This is a genomic window from Microbacterium testaceum StLB037 (assembly GCF_900104345.1).
Classification (GTDB): domain Bacteria; phylum Actinomycetota; class Actinomycetes; order Actinomycetales; family Microbacteriaceae; genus Microbacterium; species Microbacterium testaceum_A.
Genome location: NZ_FNJN01000001.1, coordinates 65,427 through 80,365, shown reverse-complemented (window position 1 = coordinate 80,365; position 14,939 = coordinate 65,427). Strand labels below are relative to the sequence as shown.

Genomic DNA, 14,939 nt, shown 5'->3' with positions numbered 1-14,939 from the left:
CGCTCCCGTCAGGCGCACGAGGTCGTGCGTCGCTGCTCGAAAAAGGGGCACGTAGCGCGAGACCCGCGCGAGACACATACGGCTCATTCCCGTTCCTGTTTCGCGAAAGGTTTCCGCATGCCCATCGTCTCCGCGCACGTCGCCCACACCCTCGGCCGTCACCTCGACCACGTCTTCGGCGTGATGGGCAACGGCAACGCGTACTTCCTCGACGCCCTGCACCGGCACACCGATGCCGTCTTCACCGCGATGCGGCACGAGGCCGGCGGAGTCGTCGCCGCCGATGCGCACTATCGCGCGTCGGGCCGCATCGCCGCCGCCACAGCCACCTACGGCGCCGGTTTCACCAACACGCTCACCGCCCTCGCCGAGTCGGCGCAGGCGCGCATCCCCCTGCTGCTCGTGGTCGGCGACGAGCCCACCTCGGGCCCGCGCCCGTGGGGCGTCGACCAGGTCGCGCTCGCCTCGGCCGTGGGCGTGCGCACCTATACCGTCGGCGATCGCGACGCCTCGGCCACCGTGCTCATCGCGCTCGAGCACGCGCTGACGTATCGCGTGCCCGCGGTGCTGGCGATCCCCTACGACGTCGTCACGCGCGAGGCCGGAGAGCTGACGGATGCCGGGACCGTGACGATCCCCGCTCCCCTGGCCCCGCAGGGCCCCTCGGCGAGTGCCGCGCTCGACCGCATCGCCGATGCCCTCGCCGGAGCCGAGCGGCCGTTCCTGCTCGCCGGCCGCGGAGCCTGGCTCGCCGACGCCGGCCCCGCGCTCGGGCGCCTGGCCGAGACGACCGGGGCGATCACGGCATCCACCGCCCTCGGCCGGGGCATCTTCCCCGCGTCCGAGCACGACCTCGGCGTCACGGGCGGATTCGGCGCCGCGGGAGCGATGGAGCTCGTGCGCGAAGCCGACGTCGCCGTGGTCTTCGGCGCGGGGCTCAACCAGTTCACGATGCGCTTCGGCGAGCTCTTCGCCCCGGGCACCGATGTCTTCCAGGTCGACGTGGCGACCACCGCGACCCACGCCCAGGTGGGGGGATTCGTGCGGGCGGATGCCGCGGTGGCGGCCGAGGAGATCACCAGCCGCCTGCGCTCCCGCGGCGCGATGTCGTCAGGCTGGCGCGATCGCGTCGACGTCGCCCCGCTGCGCGAGCAGGAGGCGGGCGAGGGCCTCGCGCCGGATGGCCGACTCGACCCCCGCTCCGCCGCCGCACGGATCGGTGAGCTGCTGCCCGAGGACCGTGTCGTCGTCTCGGACGGCGGACACTTCCTCGGCTGGTCGAACATGTACTGGCCCGTCGCCTCCCCCGACCGCGTGATGATGGTCGGCACCGCGTACCAGTCGATCGGCCTCGGCTTCCCCTCGGTCGCGGGAGCGATCGCCGCCCGCCCCGACGCGACGGTCGTTCTCACCACCGGCGACGGCGGTGGCCTCATGGCGATCGCCGACCTCGAGAGCGCCGTGCGCACGGCCGCCGGCCACGGCATCGCGGTGGTGTGGAACGACGCCGCCTACGGCGCCGAGATCAACCTCTACGGCCTGAAGGGCCTCGCCCGCGAGCCGATGCTCATCCCCGAGGTCGACTTCGCCGCGGTCGCCCGCGGCTTCGGCGCCGAGGGCGTGGTGGTACGCGAGGTCGCCGATCTCGAGGCGCTGGCGGAGTGGACCCGCCGCGACCCCGCCGAGCGGCCGTTCCTGCTGCTCGACCTGCGCATCAGCGGCGCCGTCATCGCGCCGTACCAGCGCGAGATCATCAAGGTGAACTCGTGAACGAGTCCGCGGCGGGGGCCGGTCCCGTACCGGGCTTCGCGGGCGCCGCCGGGCACAGGCCCGCGGGTGCTGCTGGCGCAGGGCACGACGCCTCGACCGCGTCCGCCGCGGACACCCCGACCGACACCCTCGGCGACCTCCGCACCGCCCTCGGCGACCGCCTCCTCACCGACGCGGACAGCCTCGCCGCCTACGCCGTCGACAGTTCGCGCGCGCAACCCGAGGGGCTGCCCCTCGCCGTCGTGCGGGCGACCTCGACCGGCGACGTGTCGACGGCTCTCGCGTGGGCGCACGCCCGCGGCATCCGGGTCTCCGTCCGCGGAGCGGGCACCGGGCTCTCCGGCGGGGCCGTGGCGTACGCCGGCGGTCTGGTCGTCTCGCTCGAGGCGATGAACCGCATCGTCGACATCGACGTCGACAACCGTCTCGCCGACGTCGAGGCGGGGGTGATCACGGCGGATCTCGATGCCGCCGCCCTCGCGCACGGCCTGTTCTTCCCGCCCGACCCGGCGAGCGCGCAGTTGTCGACGATCGGCGGCAACATCGCCACGAACGCCGGGGGCCTGCGCTGCGTCGCCCACGGCGTGACCACCGACGTCGTCGCGGCCCTCGAGATCGTGCTCGCCGACGGCCGCGTGATGCGCACCGGCACGCGCACGCGCAAGAACACCACCGGCTACGACCTGACCAGCCTGTTCACGGGGTCGGAGGGCACGCTCGGCGTGATCACCGCCGCGACCGTGCGCCTCAAGCCCGTGCTGCCCGGGCAGCCCCGCACCTTCCGCGCGAGCTTCGACGACATCGAGGATGCCGGCCGCGCGGTCACCGCGATCGTGTCGGGCCCGGCCGCCCCCGAGGTGCTCGAGCTGATCGATGCGCGCAGCGTCGAGATCATCGAGGCGTTCCACCCGAGCGGCCTCCCCTCGCCCGGCGCGGCCATGCTGGTCGGTCAGACCGTCGGTTTTGCAGCGCTCGACACCGCCGAGGCCATCGCCGCGCTCTGCCGTGAGCACGGCGCCGCGGAGACCGAGATCAGCGACTCCGACAGCCTGCTCGAAGCCCGTCGCCTGGCGAACCCCGCGCTCACCGCGCAGGGACTGCGGGTGTCGTGCGACGTCGGCGTGCCGGTCGCGCAACTGGCGACGGTGTTCCGCGGCATCGGCGAGCTGGCCGAGCGCCACGGCCGCCGCATCGCCGTGGTCGCGCACGCGGGCGACGGCAACCTGCACCCGACGGTCGAGGCGGGCGAGAGCCCCAAGGAGTACGCCGCGGCCGAGCTCGTGATCGACGACATCACGCGCCTCGCCCTCTCACTCGGCGGCACCATCTCGGGCGAGCACGGCATCGGGTCGGTCAAACGCCACGAACTCCCCTGGCAGCAGGATGCCGTGGCTCTCGACGTGCAGCGGGCGATCAAGGCCGCGCTGGACCCGCGCGGCATCCTGACGCCCGACCGCTCGATCTGAGGTCCGGCCCGCGCTGACCGGGATGCTGGGCGATCGGCGCGGGTGGTCTCCGTCGCGCACGCGGGACGGAAAGGCGACGCGCGCGACGCTGGGCCCCGGGCAATCGTTTGCCGCAGATGGTCGACCCCACGCGCACGCGGCGACCATATGAGGCAAATGACGCAGGCGACAAAATTCTCGCTTGCCGCAAATGGTCGACCCCACGCGCACGCGGCGACCATGTCAGGCAAACGACGTGGGCGAGAGATGTCGCTTGCCGCAGGTGGTCGGCATGAAGCGGACCGAACCACCATCTGAGGAAAACGACCCCCCGGGCAGACGGCGCGTTGCGCCGAGGACCCGCCCTGTTATCCACAGATCGCGGATGCCGCGCCGACGGCCATGCGCGGTGTGCGATGTTTCGGGGGTGAGAGCTGCTCCCCTTCCCGTCGAGCTACCCGAGTCCTTCTCGGTCTCTGCGGCGAGGAATCTCGGGGTGCCGCGAAGTCGGCTTCGGGCTGCCGACCTCTGCTCTCCTTTCCACGGAGTACGGACGCGCTCTGCTCGGCCGGACGATGCGTTCGAGGCATCCGTTCGACGACGGTCAGCCGCTTACGCCGCACGCATGCGGGAGTGCGAGTTCTTCTGTCTGGTCGCCGCGGCCGTGGCGTGGGGCGCGCCGCTGCCCTCATCGGTTTTCCACCTCCGCGACGGACCGGACCGGCTCGTCGAGCGTCCCCTCGATGTCGGAGTGCTCCTGCCCGCTCGCGCAGGCAGGGCGCGCGGAGTGCGCGGCATCTCGCTCACCGAGGGGATGGGCAGTGTCCGCATCGAACCCGTGAGCGGGCTGCGGGTGACGAGCCCCGCAACGACCTGGGCCATGATGGGCGCCCTGCTGCAGCGGGACGACCTGGTCGCGCTCGGCGATGCATTGGTGCGCGAGCCCATGCGCTCCGATGACCCACCAGCGCTCGCGACGATCGCCGAGCTCACGGCAGCTCTCGAGGCGGGGCGGCGGCGGGGTGCCGCTTCGCTGCGCGCAGCACTTCCTCTGGTGCGTACTCGCTCACGGTCGAGGAAAGAGACCCAGACCAGACTCCTGCTTCTGGCCGCGGGCCTGCCCGAACCGTCGCTGAATCACCCCGTGGTCGTCGAGCGCGAGGTCGTAGCCCTCGTCGACCTCGCGTTTCCGGAGCGCAAGGTGGGCTTCGAGTACGAAGGCGAGCAGCACCTCACGGACCCGCGGCAGTGGGCACGCGACATCCGGCGCTACGAGATGCTCGCCGACCTCGGATGGCGCATCATTCGCGTGACCGCGTCCGACCTCGCGCAGCACCGGGAGGAGTTCGCGATGAGGGCGCGCGCGGCGCTCTCCCGCGGACCGCGCCTCGGTTGACGCGCGCCGTCGGCCGGGCGCCCCACGCTGTTCGAGCCACGGCATCCGCTCACGTGCCTCGATGGGCCGCCGGCCCGAGCAACACCGACCGACCATCCAGGGCAAGTGAATCGACGGGCCCCGCGTTCATTTGCCTCGAATGGCCGTTGGCCCGAGCAACACCGCCCATCTCAGGCAACCAATTGACGGGCCAAGCGTTCACTTGCCCCACATGGCCAACAGCCCGGGCAACACCGCCCAACCGAGGCAAACCAATCGACAGGCCACACGCTCACTTGCCTCGAATGGCCGCCGGCCCGAGCAGCACCGACCATCTGAGGCAAACCAACCGACAGGCCGAGCGCTCACTTGCCTTGAACGGCCAGCCGGCCCGGGCAACACCGACCATCTCAGGCACATAAGCCCCGCCGGGGCCGCTGAGCCCGGCCGCGGCCCTGAACCGCGCGCCGCGCAACGCCGAACGGCCCCACCGCGCCGGAGCGCGACAGGGCCGTTCGATCGGGTCAGACCTTGGACAGCCCGCGGATCGGGCTCGCCTCCTGCTCGGCCTCGTGATCAGGACCCAACGGGATGCCGCTGCGGTCGCGCAGCAGCAGCGTCGCGACGAGACCGAGCACGGCCATGATCGCCAGGTACACCGTGACCGACACGGTCGTCCCCGTCGCGTCGACGAGCGCCGTCGCGATCGTCGGGGCGAAGGCGCCACCCAGGATCGCGCCGATGGCGTAGGCGATCGACACCCCCGAGAAGCGGATGGATGCCGGGAACAGCTCGGCGTACAGCGCCGCCTGGGGCCCGTAGGTCAGGCCGAGGCCGACGGTGAGCAGCATGAGGCCGACTGCCAGCAGCACGATGCTGCCGGAGTTGACCAGCGGGAACAGCGCCATGATCGCGACGAGCATCGAGATCCAGCCGATGATGTAGGTGTTGCGGCGCCCGATCTTGTCGCCGAGCCACCCGCCGAGCCACGTGAAGATCAGCCACGTCACGGCCGAGAGCGTCACGGCGCCGAGCACGTCGGCGGTCGCGAGCCCCAGAGGGCCGTCGGGGTTGGTCGCGTAGCGCTGGATGTAGCCGCCGGTGGTCATGTAGCCCACGGCGTTGTTGCCGGCGAAGACGAACGCGGCGATGATCACGAGCAGCGAGTGCTTGCGGAACAGCTGCACGATCGGCATCCGGGTCTGCTCCTTGCGCTCGGCGAGCTCGACGAACACCGGGCTCTCCTCGACCTTCTTGCGCACGTAGTAGCCGACGAGGATCAGCACGAACGACAGCAGGAACGGCACGCGCCAGCCCCACGCGAGGAAGGCGTCACCCGGGGCGATCAGCGCCATGAGCGCGAGCATGCCGCTCGCGAGCAGCAGGCCGAGGGGAACGCCGAGCTGCGGCGAAGCGCCGAAGAGGCTGCGCTTGGTCTTCGGCGCATGCTCGACGGCCATGAGCACTGCGCCACCCCACTCGCCACCGGCCGAGATGCCCTGCAGCACGCGCAGGAGGATGAGCAGCACGGGGGCGGCGACGCCGATGACCTCATAGGTCGGCAGCACGCCGATGAGCGTGGTCGAGGCGCCCATCATGATGAGCGTCAGCATGAGCACGACGCGGCGACCGTATTTGTCGCCGAGGTGCCCGGCGAGGAAGGCGCCGAGCGGACGGAACAGGAAGCTCAGACCCACCGTGAGGAATGACAGGATCTGCGCGATCCCGGGGCCGGCGGGCGCGAAGAACAGCTGGCCGAACACGAGACCGGCGGCCGAGGCGTAGAGGAAGAAGTCGTACCACTCGACGGTGGTGCCGACAACGGTGGCGAAGACCACGCGGCGGCGGTCCTTCGGGGTGGAGATGGTGCCGGTGGGCGTGAAGCCCTGCGGCTGAGAGCGGGACATGGGGACTCCTTCGAGACGTCATCGTCAAACCCCGGGACGTCGTCGTCGGCGACGAGGCGTGGTGTTGCTGGGGCGTTGGTCATCGTATACGATTTCGAATACGACGCAAGGGAGCATCCATGACCGACACCGACCCCCGGTTCACCGCCCTCGGTGCGCGCCCCGGCAAGATCGTGGCCGTCCACCTCTCCTACGCCTCGCGCGCCGATCAGCGCGGACGCCGCCCCGCCGCCCCGTCGTACTTCTTCAAGCCGTCGAGCTCGCTCGCCGCGTCCGGCGCCGAGATCGTCCGCCCGGCCGGCACCGAACTCCTCGCCTTCGAGGGGGAGATCGCGCTCGTCATCGGCGAGCCCGCGCGGTGGGTGACCCCGGATGCCGCGTGGTCGCACGTGGCATCCGTCACCGCCGCGAACGACTTCGGCCTGTACGACCTCCGCGCGAACGACAAGGGCTCGAACGTCCGCTCCAAAGGCGGCGACGGCTACACCCCGCTCGGTCCCGCGCTCATCGACGCCCGCGAGGTCGATCCCACCGCCCTGCGCCTGCGCACCTGGGTGAACGGCGACCTCGTGCAAGACGACTCGACGGCGGGCCTCATCTTCCCGCTCGCCCAGATCGTCGCCGACCTTTCGCAGCACTTCACCCTCGAGACCGGCGACGTGATCCTCACCGGCACGCCGGCCGGCTCGTCGGTGGTCGTGCCCGGAGATGTGGTGGACGTGCAGGTGGATGCCGGCGCTCACTCGACCGGCCGGCTCCGCACGACCGTGACCCAGGGCGCGCAGTCTTTCGACCCCGCGATCGGCTCGCTCCCCGCGGTCGACGACACCCAGCGCACCGAGGCGTGGGGCTCGGCCGAGGCGGCCGGGCTCACCCCTCCGGCCCCCGTCCTCTCCCCCGCCCTGCGCGACAAGCTCTCGCGCGTCCCGGTCGCCGCCCTCAGCGGGCAGCTGCGCAAGCGCGGCCTCAATGACGTCACCATCGACGGCGTGCACCCGCTCACCCCCGGCAGTCGCTTCGTCGGCACGGCGCGGACGCTGCGCTTCGTCCCGCACCGCGAAGACCTCTTCGCCTCGCACGGCGGCGGACAGAACGCCCAGAAGCGCGCGTTCGACGCGGTCGGCGAGGGCGAGGTCATCGTCATCGAGGCACGCGGCGAGACCGGATCGGGCACGCTCGGCGACATCCTCGCGATCCGCGCGCACGCCCGGAAGGCCGCGGCGATCGTCACCGATGGCGGGGTCCGCGACGCCGAGGCCGTGGCCGCGGTGGGCATCCCCGTCTTCACCGCGGGCCCGCACCCGGCCGTCCTGGGTCGCCGCCACGTGCCGTGGGAGACCGACGTCGCCGTCGGCTGCGGCGGCACCACCGTCGAGCCCGGCGACATCCTCGTGGGCGACGGCGACGGCGTGATCGTCATCCCGCCCGCGATCGCCGAAGAGGTGGTCGACGCCGCCCTCGCGCAAGAGACCGAAGACGCGTGGATCGCCGGTCAGGTGGCATCCGGTCACCCGATCGAGGGGCTGTTCCCGATGAACGCCGAATGGCGCGCCCGGTACGAGAGCGAGGTCACCCGATGAGCGACGTCACCGCCAGCAGGAGCAAGTCGCAGCAGGCGTACCACTGGATCAAGCAGCGCATCGCCTCGCAGGACTTCACCCCCGGCTACCGCCTGGTGCTCGGCTCGATCGCCGGCGAACTCGACATGAGCGTCGTGCCGGTGCGCGAGGCGATCCGCCAGCTCGAGGCCGAGGGCCTGGTGATGTTCGAGCGCAACGTCGGCGCGCGCGTGTCGATGGTCGACGACACCGCCTACCGCTTCAGCATGCAGGCCCTCAGTCTGCTCGAGGGGGCCGCGACGGCCCTGTCGGCGCGCGCGCTCACCGCCGACGACGTGCGCCGTGCCCGCCAGGTCAACGAGCTGATGGTCGAGACGCTCGAGCACTTCGACCCGCGTGCCTTCACCGCGCTCAACCAGGAGTTCCACGCGATCCTGTTCGAGAAGTGCGCCAACCCGCGCATGCTCGAGCTCGTGCAGGCCGAGTGGGCGCGCCTCGGGCACCTGCGCGATTCCACGTTCAGCTTCGTGCCGGGCCGTGCCGCGGAGTCGGTGCGCGAGCACGAGAACATCCTCGTCCTCATCGAGAACGGCGCTCCCCTGGCCGAGATCGAGAAGGTCTCGCGCCGACACCGCTCAGCCACCCTCGACGCCTACATGATCCACGAGCACCCCGACGAAGTGCTCGGCCTCCCCGCTTTCTGACCTCGAAAGACCCTTCCGGATGCCATGACCCCGCGCCCCGACGACATCGCCGTCGCGGATCGCCTGCCACCCGGCATCCACCCCTCTTCACCGAAGGAGCACCCATGACCACCCCGCTCACCACCGCCCGCCGCACACCGGCCGATCTGCCCGAGCGCATCCAGCACTACATCGGCGGCCGGTTCGTCGACTCGGTCGACGGCGACACCTTCGACGTGCTCGACCCGGTGACCAACCAGACCTACCTGCGGGCCGCCGCCGGCAAGAAGGCCGACATCGACCTCGCCGTCGCGGCCGCACGCAAGGCCTTCACCGAGGGACCCTGGCCCCGGATGCTGGCGCGCGAGCGCTCGCGCGTGCTGCACCGCATCGCCGACATCGTCGAGTCCCGCGACGAGCGCCTTGCCGAGCTCGAGTCGTTCGACTCGGGCCTGCCGATCACGCAGGCGCTCGGTCAGGCCCGGCGCGCGGCCGAGAACTTCCGCTTCTTCGCCGACCTGATCGTGGCCCAGACCGACGACGCCTTCAAGGTGCCGGGCCGTCAGCTCAACTACGTCAACCGCAAGCCAATCGGTGTCGCGGGCCTCATCACGCCGTGGAACACCCCCTTCATGCTCGAGTCGTGGAAGCTCGGCCCCGCCCTCGCCACCGGCAACACCGTGGTCCTCAAGCCGGCCGAGTTCACGCCCCTGTCGGCGTCGCTGTGGGCCGGCATCTTCGAGGAGGCGGGCCTGCCCGAGGGCGTGTTCAACCTCGTCAACGGCCTCGGTGAAGACGCCGGCGACGCGCTCGTGAAGCACCCCGAGGTGCCGCTGATCTCGTTCACCGGCGAGAGCTCGACGGGTCAGCTGATCTTCTCCAACGCGGCGCCGTTCTTGAAGGGCCTCTCGATGGAGCTGGGGGGCAAGAGCCCGGCCATCGTCTTCGCCGACGCCGACCTCGACGCCGCGATCGACGCGACCATCTTCGGCGTCTTCTCGCTCAACGGCGAGCGCTGCACCGCGGGCAGCCGCATCCTCGTGGAGCGCTCGGTCTACGACGAGTTCGTGGAGCGCTACGCCGCTCAGGCCGACCGCGTGAAGGTCGGCTTCCCCGACGACCCCGACACCGAGGTCGGCGCCCTCGTGCACCCCGAGCACTACGCCAAGGTCATGTCGTACGTCGAGCTCGGCAAGACCGAGGGACGCCTGGTCGCCGGCGGCGGCCGCCCCGAGGGCTTCGACGAGGGTAACTTCGTGCGCCCCACGGTCTTCGCCGACGTGGCGCCCGACGCGCGCATCTTCCAGGAGGAGATCTTCGGCCCCGTCGTCGCGATCACCCCCTTCGACACCGATGACGAGGCCCTCGCACTGGCCAACAACACGAAGTACGGCCTGGCCGCCTACGTCTGGACCAACGACCTCACGCGCGCGCACCTGTTCGCGCAGAACGTCGAGGCCGGCATGGTGTGGCTGAACTCCAACAACGTCCGCGACCTGCGCACCCCCTTCGGCGGCGTGAAGGCCTCGGGCCTGGGCCACGAGGGCGGCTACCGCTCGATCGACTTCTACACCGACCAGCAGGCCGTGCACATCACGCTCGGCGGCGCCCACAACCCCACCTTCGGCAAGGCGCAGGCGCACTGAGCCCGCCCGACCCCCGAGACGCCGACACACACGCAAGGACGCGAACCATGGCAAAACACACCGAAGAACAGAAGACCTCCTCCGGGTTCTGGGTGACCGAAGAGGCACCGATCCAGTCGGACAACCCCATCCCCACGCCCACCTCACCCGCACCCGACATCCTGCGCTGCGCGTACATGGAGCTCGTGGTGACCGACCTCGCGGCATCCCGTGTCTTCTACGTCGACGTCCTCGGCCTGCACATCACCGAAGAGAACGACGAGGCGATCTACCTCCGCTCGACCGAGGAGTTCATCCACCACAACCTGGTGCTGCGTCAGGGGCCGGTCGCGGCCGTCGCGACGTTCTCGTACCGCGTGCGCAGCGCCGACGACCTCGACAAGGCCGTCGCGTTCTACGAGGAGCTCGGCTGCGACGTGCGCCGCGAGCCGAACGGCTTCACGAAGGGCATCGGCGACTCGGTGCGCGTGGTCGACCCCCTCGGCTTCCCGTACGAGTTCTTCTTCGACACCGAGCACCAGGAGCGCCTGTCGTGGCGCTACGACCTGCACTCCCCCGGCGAGCTCGTGCGTCTCGACCACTTCAACCAGATCACCCCCGACGTGCCGCGCGCGGTGAACTTCATGCAGTCGCTCGGCTTTCGCGTGACCGAGGACATCCAGGACGAAGAGGGCACCGTCTACGCGGCCTGGATGCGCCGCAAGCCCACCGTGCACGACACCGCCATGACGGGCGGCGACGGCCCCCGCATGCACCACGTGTGCTTCGCGACGCACGAGAAGCACAACATCCTCGCGATCTGCGACAAGCTCGGCGCCCTTCGTCGATCGGATGCCATCGAACGCGGCCCCGGTCGCCACGGCGTCTCGAACGCGTTCTACCTGTACCTGCGCGACCCCGACGGGCACCGCGTCGAGGTCTACACGCAGGACTACTACACCGGCGACCCCGACAACCCCGTCATCACCTGGGACGTCCACGACAACCAGCGCCGCGACTGGTGGGGCAACCCCGTCGTGCCGTCGTGGTACACGGAGGGCTCGCTCGTGCTCGACCTCGACGGCAACCCGCAGCCGGTGCGCGCCCGCACCGACTCGAGCGAGATGGCCGTGACCATCGGCGCCGACGGCTTCAGCTACACCCGCGCCCCCGAAGAGGTCGGATCGGGCGAGTTCAAGCTGGGCAACCAGCTCTGAGCCGCCAGCCCGCCAGCGCCAGCGCCCCAGCCAGCGCCAGCGCCCCAGCCAGCACCCGCCCCCATGTCCCACTTATGGCGGTCTGAGCCCCTCTCACCCAGCCGAATTCGGGACACGCTCCACCAAAAGTGGGACGCGTGCACAGCCGCAGGCCGTCCAGCCCACCCATGTCCCACTTTCGGCTGGTTGGACACCCCTCAGCCAGCCGAATTTGGGACACGCTCCACCAGAAGTGGGACGAGGTTCGTGAGACCAACCAAGGAGACCCCATGCTCACCGACGCACAGATCGACGCCATCGCGGCCGAGCTCGCCGAGGCCGATCGCGCGCACGCGGTGATCCCGCGGATCACGGCGAGGTATCCGGATGCCGTGGTCGAAGACTCCTACGCGATCCAAGGCCGCTGGCGCGATACGCAGATCGCCGCCGGTCGCACCCTCGTCGGGCGCAAGATCGGCCTGACGTCGAAGGCGATGCAGCAGGCGACGGGCATCACCGAGCCCGACTACGGCGTGATGTTCGATGACACGGTCTACCGCTCGGGAGACGAGATCCCGGTCGCCCTGTTCTCGAACGTGCGCATCGAGGTCGAACTCGCGTTCGTGCTGAAGACCCCGCTCGAGGGTCCCGACTGCACGCTCGACGACGCCCTCGCCGCGATCGACTACGCCGTGCCCGCGCTCGAGGTGCTCAACTCGCACATCGAGCTCGAGGGCCGCACGATCGTCGACACGATCAGCGACAACGCCGCCTACGGGGCGATGGTGCTCGGCGACGTGCGCAAGCGTCCCGACGAGATCGACTTGCGGTGGGTCCCGGGCGTGCTGAGCCGCAACGGCGAGATCGAAGAGACCGGCGTCGCCGCGGGCGTCCTCGGCCACCCGGCGACCGGGGTGGCGTGGCTCGCGAACAAGTTCCACCAGCACGGCGCGCGCCTGGAGGCGGGAGAGATCATCCTGGCAGGATCGTTCACGCGCCCGATGTGGGTGTCGCAGGGCGACGACGTGCTGTGCGATTACGGACCGATGGGAACGATCTCGTGCCGCTTCGTCTGACCCCGACTTTCCGGGCCGCCCTCGCGGCATCCGATCGCCCCCTCGCGGGCATGTGGGTGTGCTCGGGAAACGCCACGATCACCGAGATCGCCGCGGGCTCGGGCCTCGACTGGCTGTTGCTCGACATGGAGCACTCCGCGACCTCGCTCGAGTCGGTGCTGACTCAGCTGCAGGTGGCCGCCGCCTATCCGGTCACCGCAGTCGTGCGCGTGCCGTGGAACGACCCCGTGACCATCAAGCGGGCGCTCGATCTGGGCGCGCAGAACCTCATCGTGCCGATGGTCTCGACCGCCGACGAAGCGCGCGCCGCGGTCGCCGCCACGCGCTACCCGCCCCAGGGCGTGCGCGGGGTCGGCAGTGCCCTCGCCCGCAGCGCCCGCTGGAACCGGGTCGACGGCTATCTCGCCGAGGCCGCCGAGCACGTCTCGCTCACGGTGCAGATCGAGACGACGGCGGGCGTCGACAACGCCGCCGCGATCGCCGCGGTCGAGGGGGTGGATGCCGTCTTCGTCGGCCCCAGCGACCTCTCGGCCTCGATGGGCCTGCTCGGGCAGCAGTCGCACCCCGACGTCGTGGCCGCGGTGCATCGCGTGTTCGCCGCAGCGGCGGATGCCGGGACCCCCGTTGGCGTGAACGCCTTCGACCCCGCGGTGGCCGAGGCCTACCTCGACGCCGGCGCGGATTTCGTCGCGGTCGGCGCAGACGTGGCTCTGCTCGCCCGCGCGTCGGAGGCACTGGCGGCGCGGTTCGTCACCGCCCGCGCGGAGCAGCGCGACAGTTACTGAGCGCGCGCCGTCCCGAGGGCCGCGAGCTCGGCCCGCGTGGAGACGCCGGCTTTGCGCAGCAGATTCGACACGTGGAACTTCGCGGTGTTCTCGCTGATGCCGAGGCGTTCGGCGATCGCGCGGTTGCGTGAGCCGGCCACGACCAGGCTGAGCACCTCGCTCTCGCGGGGGCTGAGGTCGACCGCTTCGTCGAGGAAGTCGGGACGCGGCGGCGGATCGAGCGGCAGGACGACCGAGAGCTCCGACCCCCACCCGGGGGTCGAGGCGACGTCGAACGCCCCGTTGAGTGCGCTGACCCGCTCGACGATCGGTCCCAGCGAGTCGTCGTGAGCGGTGAGGGTGCCTGCTCCGTCGTCGCGGATGCCGATCAGCAGGTTGAGCCCGTCGCAATCCCATTGGATGCGCACGCGGTGCGGAGTGCCCCGATCGAGCAGGGCGAGCACGGCGCTGCGGACGATCGCCCGGGCCTCGTGCGCGACTTCACCCGGCAGGGCGCGCCCGGTCGCCGGCGGTTCGACGAACTGCACGTCGAGGTCGCCGTGTCGAACGAGCGGGCGAAGGTCGGTGCGCAACCGGGCGAAGGCCCCGGTGACGGGCTCCAGCAGGGCGCTGCGCTGTTGATCGGTCGACGTCCGCAGCACGACGAGGGCGGCGGCCGCGGTCTCCACGGCCAGGGCGCGGGCCGCCCGGTCGTCGAGGCGCGTGGAGCGCAGGATCGCCAGCACCGATTCGAGCGTCACGGCGTGGCGGTCGGCCTGCTCGGCGACGATGCGTTCGTGCTCGATGACGAGGGCGCGAGACGCGGGGGACGACCACTCGGCGGACGGGTTCACTCGCCCCAACCTAGCCCACGAGGAACACCTACCCGATCGGGTAGGTCAACCTGTGCCGTCGACCGGCCACGCGCCCCGCTCCCCCGGCGAATCATGGAGCCATGACTTCCCCCGACGCCGGCATCGCGGCATCCCTCTCCCGCATCGCGGGTGAGCTGACCTCCGTCGTCGATCGCCTCGCGACCGGTGACAGCGCGGACGACGTGCTCGAGGTGCTGGCCGGCGCCGACCGCGTGTTCGTCCTCGGCGCCGGCCGCTCGGGCCTCGCGCTGCAGATGACCGCGATGCGCCTCATGCACCTCGGCCTCGCCGTGCACGTCGTCGGCGAGACCACCGCCCCCGCGATCCGCGCCGGGGATGTGCTGCTCACCGCCAGCGGCTCGGGAACGACGACCGCGATCGTCCGCGCCGTCGAGACGGCCACCGAGGTCGGCGCCCGCATCGTGGCGATCACCACCGCTCCCGACTCGCCCCTCGGGCAGGCGGCGGACGCCCTCGTCGTGGTCCCCGCCGCGACGAAGCTCGATCGCTCGGGCACGGCTTCCACCCAATTCGCCGGCGGCCTGTTCGAGCAGGCCGTCGTGCTCGTCGGCGACGCGATGTTCGACGCGCTCTGGCAGCGCTCGGGCCTCTCGGCCGACGACCTGTGGCCCCGCCACGCGAACCTCGAATGACCCTCCACCCC

12 protein-coding genes are annotated in these 14,939 nt (G+C 71.0%); 10 read left to right on the top strand and 2 right to left on the bottom strand.

Annotated elements, in window-relative coordinates:
- The first annotated feature begins 117 nt into the window (after nt 1–117).
- The 3 genes from BLS25_RS00365 to BLS25_RS00355 all read left to right on the top strand — a co-directional run bounded on the left by BLS25_RS00365 (nt 118) and on the right by BLS25_RS00355 (nt 4,611).
- Nucleotides 118–1,770 carry a thiamine pyrophosphate-binding protein gene (locus BLS25_RS00365; protein WP_074694062.1) on the top strand — a complete coding sequence of 551 codons (1,653 nt, stop codon included), beginning with the start codon at nt 118–120 and terminating at the stop codon, nt 1,768–1,770.
- Nucleotides 1,767–3,236 carry an FAD-binding oxidoreductase gene (locus BLS25_RS00360; protein WP_081349630.1) on the top strand — a complete coding sequence of 490 codons (1,470 nt, stop codon included), beginning with the start codon at nt 1,767–1,769 and terminating at the stop codon, nt 3,234–3,236. Before BLS25_RS00365 ends, BLS25_RS00360 begins: the two co-directional genes overlap by 4 nt.
- Nucleotides 3,237–3,840: 604 nt before the next feature.
- The gene (locus BLS25_RS00355; protein ID WP_074694061.1) at nt 3,841–4,611 is read left to right on the top strand and encodes an endonuclease domain-containing protein; all 771 of its coding nucleotides are present in this window, start codon (nt 3,841–3,843) and stop codon (nt 4,609–4,611) included.
- Between the two features lie 503 nt (nt 4,612–5,114).
- On the opposite strand, the gene BLS25_RS00350 is transcribed toward BLS25_RS00355, so the two are convergent.
- A complete protein-coding gene (locus BLS25_RS00350; protein WP_074694060.1) occupies nt 5,115–6,497 on the bottom strand; it encodes an MFS transporter in 1,383 nt (460 codons plus the stop codon).
- Between the two features lie 119 nt (nt 6,498–6,616).
- On the opposite strand from BLS25_RS00350, the gene BLS25_RS00345 reads away from it, so the two are divergent.
- The 6 genes from BLS25_RS00345 to BLS25_RS00320 all read left to right on the top strand — a co-directional run bounded on the left by BLS25_RS00345 (nt 6,617) and on the right by BLS25_RS00320 (nt 13,421).
- Nucleotides 6,617–8,077 (top strand): fumarylacetoacetate hydrolase family protein, encoded by a 1,461-nt coding sequence (locus BLS25_RS00345; RefSeq protein WP_074694059.1) that lies wholly within the window; start codon nt 6,617–6,619, stop codon nt 8,075–8,077.
- Nucleotides 8,074–8,760 (top strand): GntR family transcriptional regulator, encoded by a 687-nt coding sequence (locus BLS25_RS00340; protein ID WP_056226693.1) that lies wholly within the window; start codon nt 8,074–8,076, stop codon nt 8,758–8,760. The genes BLS25_RS00345 and BLS25_RS00340 overlap by 4 nt, the downstream gene beginning before the upstream one ends.
- A 104-nt stretch (nt 8,761–8,864) precedes the next feature.
- Entirely contained in the window at nt 8,865–10,385 is a 1,521-nt protein-coding gene (gene hpaE, locus BLS25_RS00335; protein ID WP_074694058.1) for a 5-carboxymethyl-2-hydroxymuconate semialdehyde dehydrogenase, read from the top strand.
- Nucleotides 10,386–10,432: 47 nt separating this feature from the next.
- On the top strand, nt 10,433–11,581 hold the full coding sequence (gene hpaD, locus BLS25_RS00330) for a 3,4-dihydroxyphenylacetate 2,3-dioxygenase (RefSeq protein ID WP_056226689.1): 1,149 nt from the start codon (nt 10,433–10,435) through the stop codon (nt 11,579–11,581).
- A 269-nt stretch (nt 11,582–11,850) separates the two neighbouring features.
- A complete protein-coding gene (locus BLS25_RS00325) occupies nt 11,851–12,636 on the top strand; it encodes a fumarylacetoacetate hydrolase family protein (protein ID WP_074694057.1) in 786 nt (261 codons plus the stop codon).
- Entirely contained in the window at nt 12,621–13,421 is an 801-nt protein-coding gene (locus BLS25_RS00320) for an HpcH/HpaI aldolase family protein (protein ID WP_074694056.1), read from the top strand. Before BLS25_RS00325 ends, BLS25_RS00320 begins: the two co-directional genes overlap by 16 nt.
- Here BLS25_RS00320 and BLS25_RS00315 read toward each other — a convergent pair.
- Complete coding sequence (locus tag BLS25_RS00315) at nt 13,415–14,254, bottom strand: helix-turn-helix transcriptional regulator (protein ID WP_074694055.1); 840 nt, start codon at nt 14,252–14,254, stop codon at nt 13,415–13,417. The two genes, BLS25_RS00320 and BLS25_RS00315, sit on opposite strands and share 7 nt — an antisense overlap.
- Before the next feature lie 101 nt (nt 14,255–14,355).
- Here BLS25_RS00315 and hxlB point away from each other — a divergent pair, with 101 nt between their 5' ends.
- Nucleotides 14,356–14,928: a 6-phospho-3-hexuloisomerase gene (gene hxlB / locus BLS25_RS00310; protein WP_074694054.1), complete on the top strand. Its 573-nt coding sequence runs from the start codon at nt 14,356–14,358 to the stop codon at nt 14,926–14,928.
- Nucleotides 14,929–14,939 lie beyond the last annotated feature (11 nt).